This window comes from Pseudoxanthomonas sp. JBR18 (assembly GCF_028198165.1).
Lineage (GTDB): Bacteria > Pseudomonadota > Gammaproteobacteria > Xanthomonadales > Xanthomonadaceae > Pseudoxanthomonas_A.
This window is the reverse complement of record NZ_CP116339.1, coordinates 2888464-2909618: the sequence shown is the minus strand read 5'-3', so window position 1 is coordinate 2909618 and position 21155 is coordinate 2888464. Positions and strand designations below refer to the sequence as shown.

Annotated in this window: 19 protein-coding genes; 9 read left to right on the top strand and 10 right to left on the bottom strand. The window is 68.6% G+C overall.

All coding sequences use genetic code 11. The features are described 5' to 3' along the window. Positions 1 to 26: 26 nt before the first annotated feature. On the bottom strand, positions 27 to 1028 hold the full coding sequence (gene gap / locus PJ250_RS13035) for a type I glyceraldehyde-3-phosphate dehydrogenase (protein ID WP_271645004.1): 1002 nt from the start codon (positions 1026 to 1028) through the stop codon (positions 27 to 29). Between the two features lie 219 nt (positions 1029 to 1247). Between gap and PJ250_RS13030 the strand changes: the two genes are divergently transcribed. The 3 genes from PJ250_RS13030 (at position 1248) to PJ250_RS13020 (ending at position 3527) form a co-directional block, all read left to right on the top strand. Then, positions 1248 to 1871 (top strand): OmpW/AlkL family protein, encoded by a 624-nt coding sequence (locus PJ250_RS13030; RefSeq protein ID WP_271645002.1) that lies wholly within the window; start codon positions 1248 to 1250, stop codon positions 1869 to 1871. 145 nt (positions 1872 to 2016) lie between these two features. After that, positions 2017 to 2634 (top strand): OmpW/AlkL family protein, encoded by a 618-nt coding sequence (locus tag PJ250_RS13025; protein WP_271645000.1) that lies wholly within the window; start codon positions 2017 to 2019, stop codon positions 2632 to 2634. Positions 2635 to 2732: 98 nt separating this feature from the next. Then, positions 2733 to 3527 (top strand): S1/P1 nuclease, encoded by a 795-nt coding sequence (locus PJ250_RS13020; RefSeq protein WP_271648635.1) that lies wholly within the window; start codon positions 2733 to 2735, stop codon positions 3525 to 3527. Positions 3528 to 3560: 33 nt separating this feature from the next. Here PJ250_RS13020 and trxC read toward each other — a convergent pair whose 3' ends face one another. Both trxC and PJ250_RS13010 read right to left on the bottom strand, forming a co-directional pair. Further along, a complete protein-coding gene (gene trxC, locus PJ250_RS13015; RefSeq protein WP_271644999.1) occupies positions 3561 to 4007 on the bottom strand; it encodes a thioredoxin TrxC in 447 nt (148 codons plus the stop codon). Next, complete coding sequence (locus tag PJ250_RS13010) at positions 4004 to 4480, bottom strand: OsmC family protein (RefSeq protein ID WP_271644998.1); 477 nt, start codon at positions 4478 to 4480, stop codon at positions 4004 to 4006. The genes trxC and PJ250_RS13010 overlap by 4 nt, the downstream gene beginning before the upstream one ends. Positions 4481 to 4581: 101 nt before the next feature. Here PJ250_RS13010 and PJ250_RS13005 point away from each other — a divergent pair, with 101 nt between their 5' ends. The 4 genes from PJ250_RS13005 to PJ250_RS12990 all read left to right on the top strand — a co-directional run bounded on the left by PJ250_RS13005 (position 4582) and on the right by PJ250_RS12990 (position 7139). After that, positions 4582 to 4941, top strand: coding sequence for a winged helix-turn-helix domain-containing protein (locus PJ250_RS13005; protein WP_271644997.1), 360 nt, complete (start codon positions 4582 to 4584; stop codon positions 4939 to 4941). A gap of 63 nt (positions 4942 to 5004) precedes the next feature. Next, entirely contained in the window at positions 5005 to 5814 is an 810-nt protein-coding gene (modA, locus tag PJ250_RS13000) for a molybdate ABC transporter substrate-binding protein (RefSeq protein WP_271644996.1), read from the top strand. 9 nt (positions 5815 to 5823) lie between these two features. Then, a complete protein-coding gene (modB, locus tag PJ250_RS12995; protein WP_271644995.1) occupies positions 5824 to 6525 on the top strand; it encodes a molybdate ABC transporter permease subunit in 702 nt (233 codons plus the stop codon). Between the two features lie 2 nt (positions 6526 to 6527). Beyond that, entirely contained in the window at positions 6528 to 7139 is a 612-nt protein-coding gene (locus PJ250_RS12990) for a molybdenum ABC transporter ATP-binding protein (RefSeq protein WP_271648634.1), read from the top strand. A 135-nt stretch (positions 7140 to 7274) separates the two neighbouring features. Here the strand turns inward: PJ250_RS12990 and PJ250_RS12985 are convergent, their stop codons facing one another. Further along, positions 7275 to 8954: an ABC1 kinase family protein gene (locus PJ250_RS12985; protein ID WP_271648633.1), complete on the bottom strand. Its 1680-nt coding sequence runs from the start codon at positions 8952 to 8954 to the stop codon at positions 7275 to 7277. Positions 8955 to 9082: 128 nt separating this feature from the next. Between PJ250_RS12985 and PJ250_RS12980 the strand changes: the two genes are divergently transcribed. Continuing rightward, the gene (locus PJ250_RS12980; protein WP_271644994.1) at positions 9083 to 9640 is read left to right on the top strand and encodes a flavin reductase family protein; all 558 of its coding nucleotides are present in this window, start codon (positions 9083 to 9085) and stop codon (positions 9638 to 9640) included. Positions 9641 to 9743: 103 nt separating this feature from the next. On the opposite strand, the gene PJ250_RS12975 is transcribed toward PJ250_RS12980, so the two are convergent. The 4 genes from PJ250_RS12975 to fhuE all read right to left on the bottom strand — a co-directional run bounded on the left by PJ250_RS12975 (position 9744) and on the right by fhuE (position 14791). Beyond that, positions 9744 to 10331: a hypothetical protein gene (locus PJ250_RS12975; protein ID WP_271648632.1), complete on the bottom strand. Its 588-nt coding sequence runs from the start codon at positions 10329 to 10331 to the stop codon at positions 9744 to 9746. After that, positions 10331 to 12115 (bottom strand): TonB family protein, encoded by a 1785-nt coding sequence (locus PJ250_RS12970; RefSeq protein ID WP_271644993.1) that lies wholly within the window; start codon positions 12113 to 12115, stop codon positions 10331 to 10333. Before PJ250_RS12970 ends, PJ250_RS12975 begins: the two co-directional genes overlap by 1 nt. Then, entirely contained in the window at positions 12105 to 12473 is a 369-nt protein-coding gene (locus PJ250_RS12965; protein ID WP_271644991.1) for a BlaI/MecI/CopY family transcriptional regulator, read from the bottom strand. The genes PJ250_RS12970 and PJ250_RS12965 overlap by 11 nt, the downstream gene beginning before the upstream one ends. Before the next feature lie 143 nt (positions 12474 to 12616). Further along, positions 12617 to 14791 carry a ferric-rhodotorulic acid/ferric-coprogen receptor FhuE gene (fhuE, locus tag PJ250_RS12960; protein WP_271644989.1) on the bottom strand — a complete coding sequence of 725 codons (2175 nt, stop codon included), beginning with the start codon at positions 14789 to 14791 and terminating at the stop codon, positions 12617 to 12619. 291 nt (positions 14792 to 15082) lie between these two features. Between fhuE and PJ250_RS12955 the strand changes: the two genes are divergently transcribed. Continuing rightward, a complete protein-coding gene (locus tag PJ250_RS12955) occupies positions 15083 to 17047 on the top strand; it encodes an acetyl-CoA hydrolase/transferase C-terminal domain-containing protein (protein WP_271644988.1) in 1965 nt (654 codons plus the stop codon). On the opposite strand, the gene PJ250_RS12950 is transcribed toward PJ250_RS12955, so the two are convergent. Both PJ250_RS12950 and mprF read right to left on the bottom strand, forming a co-directional pair. Beyond that, positions 17044 to 18492 carry a virulence factor family protein gene (locus PJ250_RS12950; RefSeq protein ID WP_271644987.1) on the bottom strand — a complete coding sequence of 483 codons (1449 nt, stop codon included), beginning with the start codon at positions 18490 to 18492 and terminating at the stop codon, positions 17044 to 17046. The genes PJ250_RS12955 and PJ250_RS12950 overlap by 4 nt on opposite strands. Next, positions 18489 to 21071, bottom strand: a complete 2583-nt coding sequence (mprF, locus tag PJ250_RS12945; RefSeq protein ID WP_271644986.1) for a bifunctional lysylphosphatidylglycerol flippase/synthetase MprF — start codon at positions 21069 to 21071, stop codon at positions 18489 to 18491. The genes PJ250_RS12950 and mprF overlap by 4 nt, the downstream gene beginning before the upstream one ends. Between the last annotated feature and the right edge of the window lie 84 nt (positions 21072 to 21155).

The following is a 21155-nucleotide window of genomic DNA, read 5'->3' as shown; positions in this document are numbered from 1 at the left end:
GTCGACACCCACAAAGAATGCCTGGATCAGCCAGCCACGACCTTGACCATTTCCAGGCACTTGTTGGAGTAGCCCCACTCGTTGTCGTACCAGGACACCAGCTTGACGAAGGTAGAGTCCAGGGCGATGCCGGCTTCGGCGTCGAACACCGAGGTGCGGGTCTCGCCGCGGAAGTCGGTGGCGACGACCTTGTCCTCGGTGTAGCCCAGCACACCCTTTAGTGCGCCCTCGGACTGGGCCTTCATTTCGGCCTTGATCTCGTCGTAGGTGGCAGGCTTTTCCAGCTCGCAGGTCAGGTCGACGACCGACACGTCCGAGGTCGGCACGCGGAAGCTCATGCCGGTGAGCTTCTTGTTGAGCTCGGGGATGACCTTGCCCACGGCCTTGGCCGCGCCGGTGGAGGAAGGAATGATGTTCTCCAGGATGCCGCGGCCGCCGCGCCAGTCCTTGTTGGACGGGCCATCGACCGTCTTCTGCGTGGCCGTGGCAGCGTGCACGGTGGTCATCAGGCCGCGCTTGATGCCCCACTTGTCGTTGATCACCTTGGCGATGGGTGCCAGGCAATTGGTGGTGCACGAGGCGTTGGAGATGATGGTCTCGCCGTTGTAGGCCTTGTCATTGACGCCGTAGACGAACATCGGGGTGTCGTCCTTGGACGGTGCCGACATGATGACCTTCTTTGCACCAGCATCCAGGTGCTTCTGTGCGCCTTCCTTGGTCAGGAAGATGCCGGTCGATTCGATGACGACCTCGGCCCCGACCTCGTCCCACTTCAGCGCGGCCGGATCGCGCTCGGCGGTCAGGCGGATCTTCTTGCCGTTGACGATCAGGGTGGTGCCCTCGACGGACACGGTGCCCTTGAAACGGCCGTGGACCGAGTCGTACTGCAGCATGTAAGCCAGGTAGTCCGGCTCCAGCAGGTCGTTGATGGCCACGACCTCGATGTCGCCTTCGAAGTTCTGCACCGCCGAACGCAGCACGTTGCGGCCGATGCGGCCAAAACCGTTGATGCCAACCTTGATGGTCATTGCTGGGGGACTCCTGTAAGCCGCACGCAACGGCGCGGCGCAGCGTTGAAGGGGCCCCATTCTAGCAGCGCGCCATGTTGGCAACCGGTCATGGCCCGGGCGAGCGCGGTGAAGGCATTCCACCGCCGCGATCGTGGCGTTCCGTGCCTTGATTGCAATCAAGGCGCACCCGGGGACCTGCGCGGACACTGCGCGCACTTCTCCAACAGGACCCTTGCAATGCGCACCCTCACCCTCCCCCTGCTCGCCGCCCTCGCCCTGGGCGGTACGGCTTTCAACAGCGATGCCCAACAGCGCGGCGACTGGGCGCTGGGCGTCGGCGTCCACCAGGTCAATCCGAAGTCGGACAACGGCAGCCTCGCCGGCGGCACCCTGCCGCTGGAGATCGGCAGCGACACCAAGCCCACCGTCAGCCTGGAGTACTTCGTGGCCGACAACCTGGGGCTGGAAGTGCTGGCCGCCTGGCCATTCGAGCATGACATCAACATCGCCGGTGTCGGCCGCGTGGGCAGCACCAAGCACCTTCCGCCGACGGTCTCGCTGCAATACCACTTCAACAGCGCGGGCAAGGTGTCGCCGTTCATCGGTGCGGGCCTGAACTACACGACGTTCTTCAGCGAGAAGACCACCGGCGCCCTGGCCGGCACCGACCTGAAGCTCGATGATTCGTGGGGTCTGGCCGCCCATGTCGGCGTGGACTTCGCCCTGAGCCCGAGCAGCGCCCTGCGCGTGGATGCGCGCTGGATGGACATCGATACCAAGGTCCATGTCGATGGCGCCAGCCTAGGCACCGCGCATATCGACCCACTGGTCTACGGCGTGGCCTGGGTGAAGCACTTCTGAGGCCATTGTCCGCGCGCGATCGCGCGGGCGCTGGCACACTCGCGACATCAGGGATTGCGGGTGTCGGTGGACCGCCAGGACGGCGGGGACGGATCACGAGGCGGGACGCACTTCCGTGACACGTCTTCACCACCGGGGAGTTTCGATGCACCTGCCAATCCGTCGCGGCCTGGCCGCTCTCGTTCTGACCTGCTGCACCGTCCCGGCCGCCTTCGCCCAGGCGGCCGGCCACAGCACCGCCAGTCTCGGCCTGGAAGGGGTGCGGTCCAGCGGTGGGGATGCCCCTGTGCTCGGGGGTTCGCTCGAGGTCGGCAACACGGCCGCCGTCACGCCAACCTGGGAATATTTCGTCCGCGAGAATCTGGGCCTGGAACTGGCCCTGCCGCTGGGCGGGCGCCGCGACCTGGACTGGGAAGGGGAACAGGTGGGCAGCTTCATCGCCGTGCCACCCACATTCACGGTGCAGTACCACTTCAACGGCAGTGGGGATGTGTCTCCCTTCGTTGGCCTGGGGCTGAACTACACGACGTTCATTGACGAGCAGAACGAGGGCGCGCTGTCTGGCACCGACCTGTCGCTGCGCGATTCCTATGGCCTGACCGCACACACGGGCATCGACTTCGCGTTGGGCAGCCGCGGTGCGGTCCGGGTGGACGTGCGCTGGATCGACATGGGCCCGGACCTGGAACTGCTGGGCCACAAGGCCGGTCGCGCGCAGGTCGACCCGCTGTTCTTCGGGGTGTCCTACCTCTGGTATTTCTGAGCGCAGCGCCGGGCCGCAGCACGAGGGGCCGGGCGTATCATCGCTGGCCGTTTCCGTTGCTGGACCGCCTGTTCGTGAATCGTTTCCTCGCTCGGCCCTTGGCCGCGCTGCTCGCGCTGGCCACCGCCTGCGCGCCCCTGCAAGCCCTGGCCTGGGGCCACACCGGCCATCGTCTGGTGGCCGAACTGGCCGACGCCGACCTCACCCCCGCCGCCCGCCGGCAGGTCGATGCCCTGCTCGCCCAGGAGCCCGGCGCCAGCCTGGGCAGCATCGCCAGCTGGGCCGACGATCTGCGCGAACAGGATCCGGACCTGGGCAAGCGCACCGCCGCCTGGCACTACGTCAACCTGGGCGAGGATCACTGCCACTACGATCCGCCGCGTGATTGCCGCGGCGGCAACTGCGCCGTGGAGGCGCTCAACCGCCAGACCGCCATCCTGGCCGACCGCAGCCAGCCTGCCGCCGCGCGCCTGCAGGCGTTGAAGTTCGTCGTGCACTTCACCGGCGACCTGCACCAGCCGCTGCACGCTGGCAAGGCGGCGGACAAGGGCGGCAACACAGTGCAGGTCAACATCGACGGCCGCGGCACTAATCTGCACGCCCTGTGGGACAGCGGCCTGTTCCGCCACACCGGGCTGGACGATGGCGCGCTGCTGGCCCAGATCCGCGCACTGCCCGCGCCCGCCCCGACCCAGGGCGCGATCCTGCCGCCGCATGGCGCCCAGTGGGCCGAAGCCTCCTGCCGGATCGCGGTCTCGCCCGGGCTGTATCCGGCCGGTTCGAAGATCGACCAGGCCTACTTCGACCGCTGGACGCCCGTGGCCGAACGCCAGATCCGCATCGCCGGCACCCACCTGGCCGAGCTTCTCAACGCCGCGCTCGGCGGCAGCTGAGCGCAGGACGCCACGGCCTGGCGCGGAACCGCGTCAGATCCCGGCCGTCGCCCGCGCCCAGCGCACGATGTCGGCGGCCTGCATGGCGCCGGACTGACGCCCCAGCTCGCGCCCGTGCAGGAACAGCGCCATGGTCGGGATGCTGCGGATGCCGAAGCGCGCACCCAGCGTGCGATTGGCCTCGGTATCGACCTTGGCCAGGCGCAGGCGTGGCTCCAGCTGCGCGGCGGCCGCCTCGAAGTGCGGCGCCATCATCTTGCATGGCCCGCACCAGTCGGCCCAGAAATCCACCAGCAGCGGCAGGTCGCTGTCGCGCGCATGGGTGTCGAAATGCGCGGCATCCAGCGCGACCGGATGCCCGGTGAACAGCGCCTGGTGGCAACGTCCGCAGGTGGGGGCCTGCGCCAGCCGCGCGGCGGGAACGCGGTTGCGTGCGTGGCAGTGGGGGCAGGCGACCAGCAGTGCCTGCGCCGCGTTCATGCCCCGGCCTCCCCCGCCTGCGCCTGGCCGTGCAAGACATGGCCGGCGGCATCGCGCACGGTGACCTCCACGTCCATGCCGTCACGCACGCTCTGGGTGACCGTGCAGAAGTCCTCGAAGGTGTCCAGCACCCGCTCCAGGTGCTGGTAGTCCGCATTGAGGCCCGGCAGCTCCAGGACGACCTGCGCCTGCGGAATCCGCACGCGCCTCTGTGCGTTGCGCACCGGCACGGCGGTGATGGTGGCGCGCAGCGGCCCGGGCGTGTTGTGGAACTTGCGCAAGGCGAACACCAGGCTGGCCGACAGGCAGTTGGCGATGGCCGCCAGCAGCAGGCGCGCGGGATTGGGCCCTTCACCGCGTCCGAGCGGCGGGGATTCGTCGGTGTGCAGCTCCGCCTCTAGCCCTTCAAAACGCACGTGGAAGGCGTAGTCGCCGGTTTGTTCCAGCACCACGGTGATCGGGTCGGATGCCATGCTGGCCTCGCCGTCGGATGGGATCCACAGCCTAGCAGCGCGGCAGGGCGGCGGCGGTGCCTCGGCTATGCTGCCGCGGGCCTTGCCGCCGGATCTGCACCATGCCTGCCTCCGTCTCCCCGCTGCCCCTGAAACTACGCCTGATGCTCACCCCAGCGACCGCGCTCGGGCCGGGCAAGGCCGAGCTGCTGGAAGGCGTGCGCGACACCGGCTCGATCTCGGCCGCTGGACGCCGCATGGGCATGAGCTACAAGCGCGCCTGGGATCTGGTGGACGCCATGAACCAGGTCTTCCGCGAGCCGGTCGTGCAGGCGAACAAGGGCGGCACGGGTGGCGGCGGCGCCGTGCTCACCCCGTTCGGACTGCAGGTGCTGGCCGCCTACCGGCGCATCGAGCAGCGCTGCGCCGAAGCCGCGGCCGCCGAGTTGGCCTGGTTGGCGGCCCAACGCCAGCCGGACTGAAGCCGCCGCCTCGCGCCGCGCTCACAGCCGCGGTATATCCTGATGGATATAACGGGAGATCCAATGAAGCGCCTGCCTCGCCTATTGCCGTTCATGCCGGCCCACCTCGCCTCGCGCCTGCTGCGCGCCGGCCTGCTGCTCCTGGCGGCCCTCACCGCCACGCAGGCTGTCGCCGCGCAGCCGATCACCGTTTTTGCGGCGGCCAGCCTCAGGGAGTCGATGGACGAGGCCGCCGCGCTGTACCAGCGCACCACCGGCACCGCGGTCACCGTGTCCTATGCGGCCAGTTCCACCCTGGCCCGGCAGATCGCGCAGGGCGCGCCGGCCGATGTATTCATCTCCGCCGACCTGGCGTGGATGGACGACCTGCAGCAGCGCGACCTGATCGACACCGCCAGCCGTCGCAACCTGCTGGGCAACGACCTGGTCCTGGTCGCGCCCAAGGCCAGCCAGGCGCAGGTCAGCCTCGGCCAGTCCGGCGGCCTGTCCGCCGCCCTGGGCGATGGCCGCCTGGCCGTCGGCAAGACCGACAGCGTGCCGGCAGGCAAGTACGCCAAGGCCGCGCTGCAGTCGCTGGGCCAGTGGAAGGGCGTACAGGACAGGCTGGCAGAGTCGGACAGCGTGCGCTCGGCGCTGCTGCTGGTCTCGCGCGGCGAGGCGCCGCTGGGCATCGTCTACGGCTCGGATGCGGCCGCCGACCCCGGCGTGCGCGTGGTGGCCACCTTTCCGGCCGGCAGCCACCCGGCCATCGTCTATCCCGTCGCCGCGCTCAAGGCCGGCACTGCGCCGGGGCGCATGGCGTTCGTGACCTGGCTGGGCAGCGCGCCCGCGCGGGCCATCTTCGAGAAACACGGCTTCTCGCTGCTCAAGTAACCTCGCGCGATGCTGGCATTTTCCCCGAACGAACTGACCGCCATCGGCCTGAGCCTGAAAGTCGCGCTGGTGGCGTCCGTGGCCAGCCTGCCGCCGGCCGTGGCCGTGGCCTGGCTGCTGGCGCGCCGGCGCTTCCCGGGGCGCACACTGCTCGATGCGCTGGTGCACCTGCCCCTGGTGCTTCCGCCGGTGGTCACCGGCTATGCGCTGCTGGTGGTGATGGGGACGCAGGGCGTGGTCGGCGCCTGGCTGCTGGAACACTTCGGCTTCCGTTTCGCGTTCCGCTGGACCGGCGCGGCGCTGGCCTGCGCGGTGATGGGCTTCCCGCTGATGGTGCGCGCGGTGCGCCTGTCCATCGAACACGTCGACCGCCGCCTGGAACACGCCGCCGCCACGCTGGGCGCGGGACCGTGGCGCGTGTTCTTCACTGTGACCCTGCCGCTGGCGTGGCCGGGCATCCTGGCCGGCGTGGTGCTGGCATTCGCCAAGGCGCTGGGCGAGTTCGGCGCGACCATCACCTTCGTCTCCAACATCCCCGGGCAGACCCAGACGATCTCCTCGGCCATCTACAACCTGCTGCAGGTGCCCGGGGCCGAGGCTGGCATCTGGCGCCTGGCCGGCGTGTCGCTAGCGCTCTCGCTGGCCGCGCTGATGCTCAGCGAATGGCTGGCCCGGCGCCAGCGCGGCACGGACGCCGAGGAGGTGCTGTGAACCTGCACGTGGATCTGCAGCTGCGCCGCGGCGCCTTCGCGCGGCAGGTGCGCATCGACAGCGATGCCCGCGTGCTGGCGCTCACCGGGCCTTCCGGCGTGGGCAAGACCAGCGTGCTCAACGCCATTGCCGGGCTGCTGCGGCCGCAGGCCGGTCGGATCGAGGTGGATGGCCGCGTGCTATTCGACAGCGTCACCCGCATCAACCTGCCCGTACACCGGAGGCGCATCGGCTACGTGTTCCAGGATGCGCGCCTGTTCCCGCACCTGGACGTGCGCGGCAACCTGGGCTACGGCCGCCACGGCGCGAAGGGCGGCAATGGTTTTGGCTTCGACGCCGTGGTGGACCTGCTGGGCATCGCGCCGCTGTTGGCGCGGCGCCCACGCAACCTGTCCGGGGGCGAAGCCCAGCGCGTGGCCATCGGCCGCGCCCTGCTCTCCCAGCCGGCCATGCTGCTGCTGGATGAGCCGCTCTCCGCGCTGGACCCGGCGCGACGCGGCGAGTTGATTCCCTATCTGCGCCGCGTGCGCGAGCGGACCGGGCTGCCGATGCTCTACGTCAGCCATCAGCCCGATGAGGTGCAGCAGCTGGCCGACGCGGTGCACGTGCTGTAATGCGCTGGATCCGCTTGTAGCGCCGAGCTTGCTCGGCTGTGGGCACGGCCGATAGTGCCCCGGCCGAGCACGCTCGGCTACGGGAATCGGCGAGTCCCTACACAGTGGCGGACCCGCAAGGGCGCGCCGGCGGGGTCAGCGGCGTCCACTGCGCCAGATCGACAGCAGGATGCCCACGCCGCACACGGCCGCGCCGATGAAGCCGGCCAGGCCCAGCCCGGTGCGCCACGCGCTGGGCACGCCGCCGGCACTGTTCATCACGATGGCCGAGCCAACGATCAGCGCCGCGGTAACGATGCCCATCGTCAGCCGATTCACCGCGTGGTTCAGCTGCGCACCGACGCTGCGCAGGCTGGTGATCTCCAGCTTCATGCGCCCGCGTCCGGCCGCGCGCACCAGCCGCCGCACATCGCGCGGCAGCTCGCCCAGCAGGTCCAGCGATTCGCCCAGCATCCGACCTCCACGTCGGGCCAGGTGCCGCGGCGCGTAGCGCGCCAGCATCGCCCGCTCCAGGAACGGCCGCGCCTGGCCGGCCATGTCGAAGTCCGGGTCCAGTTGCCGGCCCAGCCCTTCCAATGTCAGCAAGGCCTTGATCATCAGCGCCAGATCCGGCGGCAGCACCAGCGCATGCACGCGCAGCAGGGTGGAGATCTCCGTCAGCATCCGGCCGATGCGCAGGTCCTTGAGCGGCACGCCGTGAAACTGGTCGGTGAAGGTGGTGATATCGGCCAGCAGCACAGCCTCGTCCGCCTCGCCCTGGCCCTCATCACCGGCCCAGTCGAGCAGGATGTCGGCCACCGCCTCGGGCTGCTGGGTGACCAGGCCGTGCAGCAGCCGGGCGATCTGCGCGCGCCGCGTCTGGGACACGCGCCCGACCATGCCGAAATCGATCAGCGCGATGCGACCGTCGGGCAGGTAGAACAGGTTGCCCGGATGCGGGTCGGCATGGAACAGCCCGTCCTCCAGCACCATCTTCATCACGATCTGCGCGCCGGTGCGCGCCAGTGCCTTGCGGTCTAGGCCCGCGGCATCCAGCGCGGCCATGTCGCCGCCCGGCAGTCCCTGGACGAAGTCCTGCACGTTGAGCCGGGCACTGGTCCACGTCCAGTACACGCGCGGCACCACCATGCCCGGGAACTGCGCGAAGTTGGCCGCGATCTGCTCGGCATTGCGGCACTCGGCGGCAAAATCCAGCTCCGCACGCAGCGAGGCGGTGAACTGCTTGACCACCTCGTCCGGCCGGAAGCGGCGCAGGTCCGGCAGCCGCGCCTGGGCGATGTCGGCCAGCCGCGCGAGCAGGCGCAGGTCGGCCTCGACCACCTCGACGATGCCGGGGCGGCGGATCTTGAGGATCACCGGGGTGCCATCGGCCAGCCACGCACGATGGGTCTGCGCCAGCGATGCGCCCGCCAGCGCGGCGGTGTCGATGCGATCGAAGACCGCCTCGGGTTCGGCGCCCAGGTCCTCGCGCACCTGCGCACGCACCTGCTCAAAGTCCAGCGCCGGCACCGCGCTCTGCAGGGCGCCCAGTTCGACGATCCAGTCTGCCGCCAGCAGGTCCACGCGCGTGGCCAGCACCTGGCCCAGCTTGATGAAGGTTGGCCCCAGTTCTTCCAGCGCGCGACGCAGGCGCTGGGCCGGTTGCAGATGCAGGAACTCGCCGGCGTGCTCGGCATGTACCAGGCGCCCGGCACGCTCCAGCACATTGGCCAGGCCGATCCTGCGCACCACGTCGCCGAAGCCGTAACGCACCAGCACCGAGGCGATCTCCTGCAGCCGGCCCAGATCGCGCAGCGTGCCCAGGGTTTCCCACATGCCGATCTCTCCGTTGACGCGATGCGCGTGCGTGGCGTTCAAGCCTACCGCGCCGATACGGCGGCAAGACACCCGTCACGGCGCACCACGCACACTGGTGCACCTCTAAAGCCAGCGCCCGACGCCCGATGCAGCCCATCGCCAAACAGGATTTTCCCGTACATCAGGTGCGCCGTTTCCTTGAGCCCGGCCCGGTGGTGCTGGTCAGCAGCGCGCACGACGGTCAACGCGACATCATGACGATGGGCTGGCACATGGTCATGGAATTCGCGCCCTCGCTGCTGGCCTGCGTGATCTCCCGCGCGAACCACAGCTTCGGATTGATCCGTGCCAGCCGACAGTGCGTGATCAACCTGCCGACCGAGCCGCTGCTGGACACGGTGGTGCGGATCGGCAATTGCAGCGGGGGCGAGGTCGACAAGTTCGCGGCCTTCGGCCTGACCGCAAAGCGGGCCAGTTGCGTGGACGCACCGCTAATCGCGCAATGCCATGCCAGCTTCGAGTGCCGTCTGCACGACGACGCGCTGGTGGACCGCTACAACCTGTTCGTCTGGGAGGTGGTCAAGGCGCATGTTGCGCCCACACCCAAGCTGCCGCGCACGCTGCACTACCGGGGCGATGGGCAGTTCATGGTGTCAGGCAGCGAACGCTCGCGGCGCAGGCTGTTCAAGCCGGAGATGCTGTAGCGACAGCGATGTCTATGAGACCCGATGCATCGGCGATCGGGCCACCTCGGTGAAGCCACATCGTCGATAAATCGGCTCCCACCAAGCCAACAGCTACAGCGCGCTACTGCCCGCCCATACCACCGCGCTCCACGTGCACGCGGCCCTGTTCCACCTCGAAGGTGAAGGCGTACAGCAGCGTCACCGGGACCGGCTCCACCGACTGCGCCCCATCGCAGCGCTGCGGATCGGCCGGCGGTTGGTCGGCGGAGAAGTGGCAGACCGCGGCCGGCACGAACCGCCACTGCCGCACTTTGCCCAACATCGCCTGCACCAGGTCCGCGTTATCCGGCTGCGCGCCGGCGGCGCAGTCGGCGCGGTCGTCCAACAGTTCGGCGCGCTGCACCCCGCCTTGGGCATCGAGGACCACGCGCGCACAGACCGTGGTCGGCGCCAGGGTCTGGCGCGGCGAATCGGGTGGCAGCTCCGGATTGCCCGCCGCGGTCGGCTCGGGCATGCGGAACACTTCGCTCGGCGCCAGCGTGTAGCGCTTGATCTTGGCCTCCCCTTCCTGCCCGCCTTCGGGCATCAACATGCGCTGGTCGACATTGGTGTTGCGGGTGGTGGCGGTGTCTTCCTGCATCGCGGGCGTCCGGGTGGCACAGCCGGCTACGAGCAGGGCGACCATCACGCAGATGCATGCGCGGGGCATCAGCATGCAGCTCCCATGATGGCGCGGTCCCACTTGCCCGGCGGACGGCCGGCAGCAAGGCGGACATGCGCGGTGCTGCCATCCACAGGGACGTCAGTAAGAATCTTCTTGCCTGGCGAGCCCGCGGATGCCTGGAGTTGTCCGGTTAGGAAGGGCGTGTCCTGCCCGACCACGCGCTTGTCGCCAGATGCTGACGCGGCTCCTTCGGTAGGCTCATCGATACTGAATTCAATGGGCACCCGGACGCGGTGCGCCACGGCCCGGCCCGCTTCCAGCTTGGGCCTGAAACGCCACTTGCGCGCGGCCTCCACTGCAGCCGCATCGAGCTGCGCATTGTGTGCGGAATGCTCCACCACGACGCGTGCCACTTGCCCATCTGGCGCGATGTCCACCAGCATCACGACCGTCCCAGTGATGCCTGCATTGGCGGCCTCCTTGGGATAACGCGGCGGCGCGTGCTGGGTGTAATCGAACGGACTTGCATCGTCATCCGGACCCGTGGATGCCTGCGCGCGCTGGCTGGGACCGGCCTTCTCTGTGCTCGTCGCGTTGTGCACGTGCTGCGGCGCTGTTTGACCGACCCGCATGGTCAACACGAGCGGACCCGAAGACGCATCGGGCGAGAGCTTGATTGAAGCGTCCTCATCCAACCGGGCGACCAGCATCATCGGATCCGGGAGCGCAACGCCATCCTGCTTGAACGCGATGTCCACGCGGACCTGACCTGCCGCGAACGGGGAGATGGTGGCCGTGCCCTCCCAACGATGTCCTGCCTTGGTGTGCAGGGCAAAGGCGAATGGCATGCCGGCATCGCTTCGCATGTCAAACGCCTGCTGCTCGCCGTCCACCTCGAGTCGCAACGTCGCGGCGTACCGCATGGGCGCGGCTTTTGTCGCCTGCGCCGCCGGCTGGCCGGCCCACGCCGCATAGCCACCTCCCGCGAACAGCGCCATCAGCAACACCGACGACACGCCGGTCTGCCACCAGCGGGGACTGGGACACTTCAACATGGCGATCCGTTCCTTGATCGGGTGGGTGTGCCAGTGACAGCCAACCGGCAGGGCGAAGTCGTCCAGCTGCGTCTTCAGCATCGCCTGCGCATAGGTGCGCCGGGCGCCCGGATGACGCTGCAGCACGCGCGCATCGCAGGCCAGTTCCTGGTCATGGCGGTAGCGGGCCATCGCCCAGTGCAGCAGTGGGTTGAACCAGTACACGCAGCGCAGCAGCGCGGCCAGCGCATTGCACGCCAGGTCGCCGCGCGCGATGTGCTGGCGTTCGTGGGTCACGACCAGCGCGCGCTCGTCGGCGTCATAGCGATGCAGGAAATCCGCGGGCAGCACGATGCGTGGCCGCAGCACGCCGGTCACCGCTGGCAGGCCCGCGCTGGTCGCGGCCAGACGCAGGCCGTCCGCATGCAGGCGCAACGGCCCCAGGCGACGCATGAAGCGGCGCTGCTGCCAGAACTGCAGGCCGGCCATCGCCAGGCCGCCCATGCCCCATGCGATGGCGAGCAGCAAAGTCCAAGGCAGCGTGGATTCCTGCGATGCCTCGCCGACGGCCTGCATGACCCCCACCTTCGCGGCCATCGGCACCAGCAGCACCGGACGTACCGGTGCCGGCAACGACACGGCGATCAACGCCACCGGTACCAGCGCCCACAGCGCATAGGCCGCGCCCACGCCAAAAGCCGCGCGCATCGGCCGGCGCAGCAATGCCACCAGCACCACCGCCGCGCTGGTCGCCAGCGTCGTCCCACCCAGCCAGGTCATCAGCTCACTGTTCATCGTCCAACTCCTGGACCAGTCGTTTGAGATCGGCGATGTCCTGTGCCGATAGCTTGCCGCGCTCGGAGAAGTGCGCCACCAGCGGCGCCACGCGCCCACCGAACACCCGCTCCAGCAGGCCCTCGCTCTGCTGTTGCACCCAAGCCTGCCGGCTCAGTAACGGCGCGTAGAGATAACGGCGGCCCTCGCGCGTGGCCTGGATCGCGCCCTTGTTGAGCAGGCGGTTGAGCAAGGTCTTGATGGTCGGCTCGGCCCAGTCGGTGCGGCTGGCCAACGCGGCGACCACCTCATCGGCGCCCTGTGGGCTGCGGCCCCACAAGACCTCCATCACGACCGCCTCGGCTTCACTGATCGCCATCTCGTTTACGCCCGTAATTTTTAATTAAATTACGTGCGTAATCGATCAGCTGTCAACCCCTCTTGGTGCATCCGTGCCGCTGCCCGAAAGGCAGAAGCGCCGGGCATGCCGGCGCTTCTGCACGTTCGCGACGCCCGATGGGATCAGAACGAATACGTCAGAGTGACCGAGCCGTTGGCAGGTTCCCCGTAAGCGCCGTAGCCGGCGATCTGCGAGTAGTACTTCTTGTCTAGCAGGTTGTTGAGATTCGCCTGCACCGAGAAGTGCTGGTTGAACCGGTAGCGGGCAAACGCATTGACTAAGGCGTAGGCCCCCTGCTCGAAACGGCCGTAGGTCGCATCGCTGTAAAAGATCCGGTTCTGCCAGTTCACGCCACCACCGAAGGTCAACGCGGACAGCCCACGCGGGGTGTAGCTGCTGTACGCCTTCAGCGTTGTCCGCGGCAGCTGGGTACTGATGTCGTCACCCTCGCCGTCCTTGGCCACGTACCGCGACGCGCCGAACGTGGCGTTCCAGCCCGGGACCAGCTCGCCGTTCAACTCGAATTCCACGCCACGGCTCACCGTGCCCTGCGCGGCCACATAGATCGCCTCACCCGAAGAGGAATACTGGCCCGTGGCCTGCGCGAGGTTGTCCTGCTCGATGCGGAACACCGACATCGAGGCGTTGAGGCGGTTATCGAACCAGGCGCCCTTGACGCCGACCTCGTAGCTTTTGCCGGTCGTGGGATCCAGATACCTGCCGTCGGCCGACTTGGTGGTCTGCGGATTGAAGATGTCGGTGTAGCTGGCGTAGGTCGACCACGTGTCGTTGAGCGTGTAGACCAGGCCCGCATAGGGAATGGTCTTCTTCTCCTCGCTGGCATACGGCGCGCCGCTTTCGGTGCCGTCCACCTTCCAGTCGGTGTAGCGCGCGCCAGCGATCAGCTTCAGCGGATCGGCCAAGCTCAGGCGAGCGGCTGCATAGACCGCCTTCTGGGTGACCGTACCGGTGCTGTACACCGAGATCGGCGACCAGTCAGGCTCGGCGTAGTCACCGGTCCAGCCCAGGTAGGTGTCCAGCGGGCCGGGGAAGTCGTAGGCCCCGGTATTGCGATATTCGCGCCGGTTGTAGGACACGCCGGCCATCAGTTCGTGCTCGCGCCCAGCCAGTTGGAACGGGCCTTCGGCGTACGCGTCCAGGCCATCGACCTTGCGCCCGGTGATGTAGTAGCCCGAATACGGCACCACCCCCGCGCCGGTGTTCTTGTCGAAACCGTAGATCGTGTAATACGGGTAGAACAACTTGTCGCTGACATCGGTCTTGTCGTGGGTTGCGTTGGCCTTGAGCTTCCAGCCGTTGTCGAAGTCGTGCTGCAGGGTGGCGAAGGCGCGCTTGACGGTGGTGTCCCAGTACGTCCAGTCGGCGGCGGGATTGAAGGCGCGCGAGTAGTCGGTGCGACTGCCGTCCGAGTACCACAGGGGGAAGCCGCCCCAGGTGACGCCGTCCGATTCCTTCTTCTGATAGTCGTAGCCCACGCTCAGCTGCGTGTTGTCGGTCAGGTCTGCATCGATGACCCCATAGAAGAGCGACTTCTTCTGGCTGTAGCGGTCCACCGCAGAGTCGGTGTCCAGGTAGCTGCCGATCACGCGCGCGCGCACGGTGCCGGTGCTATTGAGCGGCGTAGTCACGTCGACCGTGGTGCGGCGGCGGTCCCAGCTGCCGAAGGTCTGGGAGACGCTGCCGGTCAGGGTGCGGCTGTCGGCGTGCTTGCGGATCAGATTGACCGAGGCGGAAGGATTGCCTGTGCCGGTCAGCAGGCCGGTCGCGCCACGCACCACTTCCACGCGGTCGTACAACGCCAGGTCCAGTGCAGAATCGCCATAGCTCCAGTTTTGCACCATCGTGGTCGGGATGCCGTCGAACTGATAGTTGTCGATATAGAAGCCGCGTGCATAGAACTCGAAGCGCTCGCTGTCCGTACGCGTATTGGACACGCCGGTGGTGTTTTCCAGCACGTCGATGATGTCGTCCAGGCCCTGATCTTCGATGCGCTGGTGGCTGATGATGCTCACCGACTGCGGGATCTCGCGCGCGGTCAGGTCGAAGCGTGTGCCGGCGGTCGTCCTGCGCACGCTGTAGCCTTCCGCGCGCTCGCCCTTGACCTTCAAACCGTCCAGCGTGGTCACGTCGGCGTCGGCCGGCGTATCGGTGCCTGATGCGTCCTGCGCCCAGGCCGGCGCCACCGAGGCCACGCCAAGCGCGGCGAGCAACGCCAGCGACAGGCGGCGCGGATGCTGCAGGCAGGCAGCGGGAGGGGCGGTATGGAACTGGGTCATGAGCATTTCCAATGTGTGCGACAAGACGTCCCGGCCAGGCTTGGCCGCCCGGAACACGTACTAAGGTGGGGACAACATCCGCTGGCGAAGTCGCGATGTGCGGCTGGCGGGCCCGGGCAAGCAGGTCCTGCATGGCACCGGGAACGCCATTTTAATGAAAATAATTCTCGTTCGCCACAAGGCCCCCATGTCGCCTGTGCCACGGTTCGGCACCCGCGTGCCATCTTGTGGAGGACGGGCGCAGCCGCCACGTCGACCCGAACTGCACGCACGCCCCTGGAAGCTGGACCCATGCCCGAACGCCTCATCGCCCTGTCAGACGCCGTCGACCTGATCCTGCTTCGCGTCCCGGGCGCCCTGCGCGTCGCCGCCCCACTGGGCATTGGCAAGCCGCATCGCCTGCTCAACGCGCTCTACGACCGGATCGCGCCGGATCCCTCGCGTCCACTCCAACTCTACACCGCGCTGTCGCTCGACCCGCCTGCGCCAGGAGGCGACGGCCTGGAGGCACGGTTCTTCAAGCCATTCGGCGCACGCCACTTTGGCGAGGATTTCCCAACGCTGCACTATGTGCAGGCGCTCAAGGCCGATGCGCTGCCGCCGCACATCCAGGTTGAAGAGTTCTACATGCAGTCCGGCGCGCTGCTGCATTCGCGGCGAATGCAGCGCCATTACGTGAGCCTCAACTACACCCACGCCGCCGATGGCGTGGCCCGGCGCGCGCCCAACGTGATCGTGCAGAAAGTCGCGCGTCACCCGCAGGCAGTCGAAGACGCGCCGCTGCGCCTGTCGCTGTCGTGCAACAACGACACCACCCAGGACACGCTGGATGCCATCGCCCGGCGTGGACTGCCGCGCCCGCTGCTGGTGGCCGAGGTCGACCCGCAACTGCCGTGGCTGGATGGCGAGGCCGCGGTGCCCGGAGACTTCTTCGATGTGGTGATCGATCCACCCGGGCCGCATCCGGCGCTGTTCGCCCTGCCGCGGCAGCCGGTCGGCGACGCCGACTACGCCATCGGCCTGTACGCCAGCACCCTGGTGCGCGACGGCGGGACGCTGCAGATCGGCATCGGGACGCTAGCCGATGCGCTGAGCCACGCACTGGTGCTGCGCCATACCGACAACGCTGCCTACCGGCGCGTCCTGCATGCGCTGGACCCCGGCCTGGCGCAGCATCCTGCAGTGATCGAGAGCGGCGGCCTGGATCCGTTCCGGATCGGCCTGTATGGCTGCAGCGAGATGCTCAACGAGGGCTTTCGCCTGCTGGTGCAGCATGGCGTCATCAAACGCCGCGTGCTCGACGACGTCGCGCTCATGCAGCGCATGGCCGAGGGCACCGCCAGCGACGACGACCATGCCCGCCTGCAGGCGGACGGCCAGTACCTGCACGGCGCCTTCTATCTCGGGTCGCCTATGTTCTACGACTGGTTGCGCAACCTGGACCACGATCAGCGCCGCGCCATCGGGATGCAGCGCATCAGCCAGATCAACCAGCTGTATGGCGGCAATGAGGCGCTGGAGCGCCTGCAACGAGTGGACGCACGCTTCTTCAACAGCTGCATGATGGCCACCGCGCTCGGGGCGGCGGTCTCCGACGGGCTGGAGGACGGGCGGGTGGTGTCCGGCGTGGGGGGACAGCACGATTTCGTGACCATGGCCCACGCCCTGCACGACGCGCGCAGCGTGCTCATGCTGCGTAGCCAGCGCAGCGAAGGCGTGCAGGCCAGGTCCAACATCCGCTGGCACTACGGCCACACCACCATCGCCCGCCACCTGCGCGATGTCTACGTGGACGAATACGGCATCGCCGACCTGCGCGCGCGCACCGACGAGGACTGCATCATCGCCATGGCCGGCATCACCGATGCCCGCTTCATCGCGCCGCTGCTGGAACAGGCCAAGGCGGCCGGCAAGCTGCGCAGCGACTTCAGCGCCCCGGCCGCCTGGAAACGCAATACACCGCAGCACCTGGCCGAACGGCTCGCCCCATTCCGTCGCAACGGCACCCTGCCCGACTACCCGCTGGGCAGTGACTTCACCGACACCGAGCAACGCCTGGTCCGCGCGCTGAGCTGGCTGAAGGCCAACACGGCCTCGCGCGGCGACAAGCTGCGCACGGTCATGCGCGCGCTGTCCACCCGACCACCGCACGACGCATCCGCGCTGACGCGCATGGACCTGGCCGCGCCCCACGGCATCGGCGAGCGCCTGATGGCCCGTCTGCTGCGCCTGGCCCTGGCTGAAACCGCACGCTAGCGCGGCGATGTCGCGGCGGCGTCGGCCAGGATCAACTCGGCCAGATGCCCGTAGTCGCCATCGAAATGGTGCCCACCGCTGAGCGCCTGCACGCGCAGATGCCCGGCCGGGACCTTACTGCAGACCTCGTCGTCATCGCCCTCGCCGTAGATGCACAGGTTCTGGGCGGCGTTGAGCCTGCGAATTTCCGGCAGGGTCGAGAGACCATCGGCCACGTCGTCGCTCATCCAGTTGGTGACATGGAACTCGAAGGCCGCGGTGTCACTCAGCGCCAGATAAACCGCCTGGGCCAGTTGCGCGCGCGTATCCGGCGCCAGGCGATTGACCGCGAATGGCAACACGTCGGCACCCTGCGAGTAGCCGATCAGGATCACCTTCGACTTGCCCCAGTGCGCGCCGTAATAGCGCAGGATCCGGTCCAGGTCACCGGCCAGCCCCTCCGGGGTGCGCTTCTTCCAGAAGTAGCGCAACGAGTCGAAACCCACCACCGGGATGCCCTTGGCGGCGATGGCCGCGGCCACCTCCTGATCCAATCCGGCCCAGCCGCCGTCGCCGCTGAGGAGCACCGCGTAGGTGTCGCCCGCCGCACCGTTGGCCGGGACTTCGGTCAACGGCAGACCGGCCAGATCCTTGGGCGGTGGTGGGGGCAGCAGGGCGTGCTCCTCGCGGGCCAGCATGTGCGCAGCGGTCGCCAGCGCGGCGCGGCGCACCGCGCCCTCGTCCTGCGCGGCGACCAGTTGCACGAAGGAGGCGTTCTTGGTGTGCGCCACGAAGGTCCGCGCATCGAAGCCCGCCGCCTTGCCGCCCGAGCTCAGCGCCACCCAGGGCACGCCCAGCCGGGTTGCCGGCACCAGGGTGGTCACCGCGCCCTTGCGCGGCAGCACATCGAAGATGTTGCCCTGGCCTTCGCAGGGCACCCGCCCCAGGTCCAACGTGGGCGTGAAGTCCACCGTCAGCGCCCCGGCGAACACGCCGGCATCGCCCTGCGCGGCCATCGCATAGGCGATCGAGGCCCCGCTGCCTTCACCGACCAGCAGCGGCGCGCGGTAGCCCGGCAGCTGCGCGTAGCCCTGCAGGTAGTGCGAGAGGTTTTCCAGGTCGCCGTCGGGAAACACGCAGCCCTTGCCGTCGCCGGTGAACTGCTTGCGCATCTGGGGCGTATCGATGCCCGCCACGAAGGTGCCGTTCTGCGCCAGCGCGCGCGCGTCGGCATCCATGGCCGCATTCCACCCGGCACTGTCCGAGAGCATGAGCACCACCTGCTTCAGCGGCCCGACCGGCCTGTACAGCGCCACGTCGCGGAAGTTGCCGTGCGAGATGCGCTCGGCCTCTACATGCGGCACTTCCCCCTGGCGCGAGGCCGCAGGCGTTGATGCGGCCCGGGTCTGCGCGCACAGCGGCAGCGCGCAGGCCAGCACCAGCAGACCACTTGCAATCCGGATCATTTCCCGATGACTCCCTTGTAACCGCCGCTGATCAACGCCGCGACATCGCCCATGACCAGCAGCGGGGTCACCCCGCCTGGCGCGGCCAGGTAGCGGGCTTCCCACTGTGGATCGAATTTTTCCTTGAAGGCCCGCAGGCCGCGGAAGTTGTAGAAATGCTCGCCATGGGCGAACAGCAACCGTCCGACGCGATGCCAGCGCGGCGCCAGCGCATGGCCGGCCATGCCCGACAGCGGCGCCATGCCCAGGCCGAAGCGCGCGTAGCCGGCCTGGGCGAAGTGCAGCATCAGCTTGGCGAACAGGAAATCCATCGTGCCGTTGGGCGCCTGCTCCAGGTGCCGCATCAGGTCGATACTGGCCTCCTGCTTCAGCTCGGTGGTCAGCAGCGTGGCGAACGCCAGAATGTGGCCCTCGCGGCGCACCACCGCCACCGGATTGCGCATCACATATTCATCGTCGAAGGCGCCGACCGAAAAGCGCTTCTCGGCGGTGTGGTGCTTGTGCAGCCAGGCGTCGGACACCGCGCGCAGCTCGGGCAGGATCGGGGCCACGTCCTCGCGCGCCACCACCTCGAACACCAGGCCCTCGCGCTCGCACTTGTTGACGCCATTGCGCAGGTTGCTGCGGCGCTTGCCCTGCAGGCTGAAGTCGGCCAGCGGCACCCAGGCGTATTCGCCCAGCTTGTACAGGCGCAGGCCTGCGTCCAGATACAGCGGCAGCGCGTCGGGGCGGACCTGGTAAAAGCAGCCGCGGGCGCCGGATTCACGGGCGCGCTCCAGGAAGCGCCAGACCAGCTCATCCCACGCCACGCGGGGTCCCACCGGATCGCCCAGCGCGACCCACGACTTGCCCTGGCGCCCGAACATCACGAATGCCTGCGCGTCGGCCGCCATCATCAGCGGCTTGTCGCCGGTCAAGGCCAAGCCGGCGTCGGCCGAACTCTGCAGGCGCACGATGCCGGCGGCCTGCTCCAGTTCGTCGGGCGTGGGCAGTGGCAGCGGCGGCGCGGGCTGGCGCAGCAGCTGCCGCAGCGCCAGGGCCAATGCCAGGATGGCCACGCCCACCATCGCCCGCAACGATCGCGGCGCGTGGGCATCGAACTCGAACTGCCACCACAGCTGGTTGCGGTAATCCACGTCGCGGTACACGAAGAACAACAGCGCGGTCACCGCCACGCAGGTCACCGCCATGGCCAGCAGCCAGCCGCCGCTGAACGGGACCGCCAGCAGTGAGGCCTTGCGGTTGAACTGGCGACGCGACAGCAGCAACACCACCAGCAGACAGGCCAGCACCAGCGACTCGGTCACCGCCAAGCCCTTGGGCAAGGCCAGGACCAGGGCCAGCACGTTGATCGCCAGGGCCGCCCACCAGGCGGCATCCAGCCGCCGTAACAGCGCCCGAGCCACGAACAGCAGCGCCACGCCGGCCACCGAGCTGAGGAAGTGCGCCGCCTCCACCAGCAACAGCGGCACGTGCATGGCCAGCAGGTTGGTCGCCCGGTCCGTGGCGGGCGTGACGCCCGACACCAGCAGCATGACCGCGACCACCGCCGCGAACGCGGCCAGCAGGCGCGGTGCCAGCCCGACCAGCGCCCGGCCCACCGGTGCGGCGGGGCTGCGCCCCAACTCATGCAGGGCCAGCGTGCAGATGGCCAGCAACAACGGCAGCACGTAATAGATCAGGCGATACAGCACCAGTGCGCCGGCCAGGTCCTCCGACGGCATACGACCGCCCAGGGCCACCAGCATCACCGCTTCGAAAACGCCCAACCCGCCCGGCACGTGGCTGATCACGCCCAGCACCATGGCCGCGGCATAGAACCCCACGAAGGCCGGGAAGCCGATCGCGCCGTCGGGGAGCAGCCACCACAGCACCGCGGCCGAGGCCACGATGTCCACCACCGACACGCCCAGTTGCTGCCAGGCCAGCGCCGGGGCCGGCAGGCGGATGCGGATCGGCCCGGCGACGAATTCACCGCGTCGGCAGGCCAGCATCAGGGTCGCAGCCAGGGCCAGGGCCAACCCGGCGCCGCCGCGCAGGGCCCACGCCGGCAGATGCGCCAGCGGCGCCAGGGCCGCCGCATCGAGCAGCACGCCCGCCGCTCCGACCACGCTGATGCCCAGGCCGAAGGCCAGCGCGTTGAAGGCGATCGCCCGGGTGATGACCCCGGCTTCGACGCCCGCCGCGCCATACAGGCGCAGCCGCACCGCCCCACCGGTGAACACCCCCAGCCCGATCATGTTGCTCAGGGCGTAGGCGATGAACGAGGTCTTGGCCACGATCCGGTACGGCACCTGCGCACCGGCATAGCGCAGAGAGGAGGCGTCATAGCCGCCCAGGGCCACAAAGCTGACCGCGGTGGCCAACAGCGCCATGCCCAGCTTCCAGCCCGGAATCTCGCGCACCGCCGCCAGGACGCCGGCATAGCTGAGCTGGTGGGACAGGTCGCCGAACGCCACCAGCACCAGCCCCGCGACGATCAGCGCGGCCAGGGCGACCAGCCACGGTCGCGCGCGTTGCAGGCGTGGCAGCCAGCGCTCCAGCCAGGCGCCACGTGCACGCCACTGCGAAAGCCTCATGCAACGCCGTCCATGTCGGTGGGAATCTGGGAAGGCGCGCATCATGCGCGTATGCCACACGCTGCCGCAAGCGCGACCGGCATC

Excerpts from the sequence above, each read along its gene's own strand:
- gap (WP_271645004.1), bottom strand. The coding sequence starts at position 1,028 with ATGACCATCAAGGTTGGCATCAACGGTTTTGGCCGCATCGGCCGCAAC.
- PJ250_RS13030 (WP_271645002.1), top strand. The coding sequence starts at position 1,248 with ATGCGCACCCTCACCCTCCCCCTGCTCGCCGCCCTCGCCCTGGGCGGT.
- PJ250_RS13025 (WP_271645000.1), top strand. The coding sequence starts at position 2,017 with ATGCACCTGCCAATCCGTCGCGGCCTGGCCGCTCTCGTTCTGACCTGC.
- trxC (WP_271644999.1), bottom strand. The coding sequence starts at position 4,007 with ATGAACGCGGCGCAGGCACTGCTGGTCGCCTGCCCCCACTGCCACGCA.
- PJ250_RS13010 (WP_271644998.1), bottom strand. The coding sequence starts at position 4,480 with ATGGCATCCGACCCGATCACCGTGGTGCTGGAACAAACCGGCGACTAC.
- PJ250_RS13005 (WP_271644997.1), top strand. The coding sequence starts at position 4,582 with ATGCCTGCCTCCGTCTCCCCGCTGCCCCTGAAACTACGCCTGATGCTC.
- modA (WP_271644996.1), top strand. The coding sequence starts at position 5,005 with ATGAAGCGCCTGCCTCGCCTATTGCCGTTCATGCCGGCCCACCTCGCC.
- modB (WP_271644995.1), top strand. The coding sequence starts at position 5,824 with ATGCTGGCATTTTCCCCGAACGAACTGACCGCCATCGGCCTGAGCCTG.
- PJ250_RS12985 (WP_271648633.1), bottom strand. The coding sequence starts at position 8,954 with ATGTGGGAAACCCTGGGCACGCTGCGCGATCTGGGCCGGCTGCAGGAG.
- PJ250_RS12980 (WP_271644994.1), top strand. The coding sequence starts at position 9,083 with ATGCAGCCCATCGCCAAACAGGATTTTCCCGTACATCAGGTGCGCCGT.
- PJ250_RS12975 (WP_271648632.1), bottom strand. The coding sequence starts at position 10,331 with ATGCCCCGCGCATGCATCTGCGTGATGGTCGCCCTGCTCGTAGCCGGC.
- PJ250_RS12970 (WP_271644993.1), bottom strand. The coding sequence starts at position 12,115 with ATGAACAGTGAGCTGATGACCTGGCTGGGTGGGACGACGCTGGCGACC.
- PJ250_RS12965 (WP_271644991.1), bottom strand. The coding sequence starts at position 12,473 with ATGGCGATCAGTGAAGCCGAGGCGGTCGTGATGGAGGTCTTGTGGGGC.
- fhuE (WP_271644989.1), bottom strand. The coding sequence starts at position 14,791 with ATGACCCAGTTCCATACCGCCCCTCCCGCTGCCTGCCTGCAGCATCCG.
- PJ250_RS12955 (WP_271644988.1), top strand. The coding sequence starts at position 15,083 with ATGCCCGAACGCCTCATCGCCCTGTCAGACGCCGTCGACCTGATCCTG.
- PJ250_RS12950 (WP_271644987.1), bottom strand. The coding sequence starts at position 18,492 with ATGATCCGGATTGCAAGTGGTCTGCTGGTGCTGGCCTGCGCGCTGCCG.
- mprF (WP_271644986.1), bottom strand. The coding sequence starts at position 21,071 with ATGAGGCTTTCGCAGTGGCGTGCACGTGGCGCCTGGCTGGAGCGCTGG.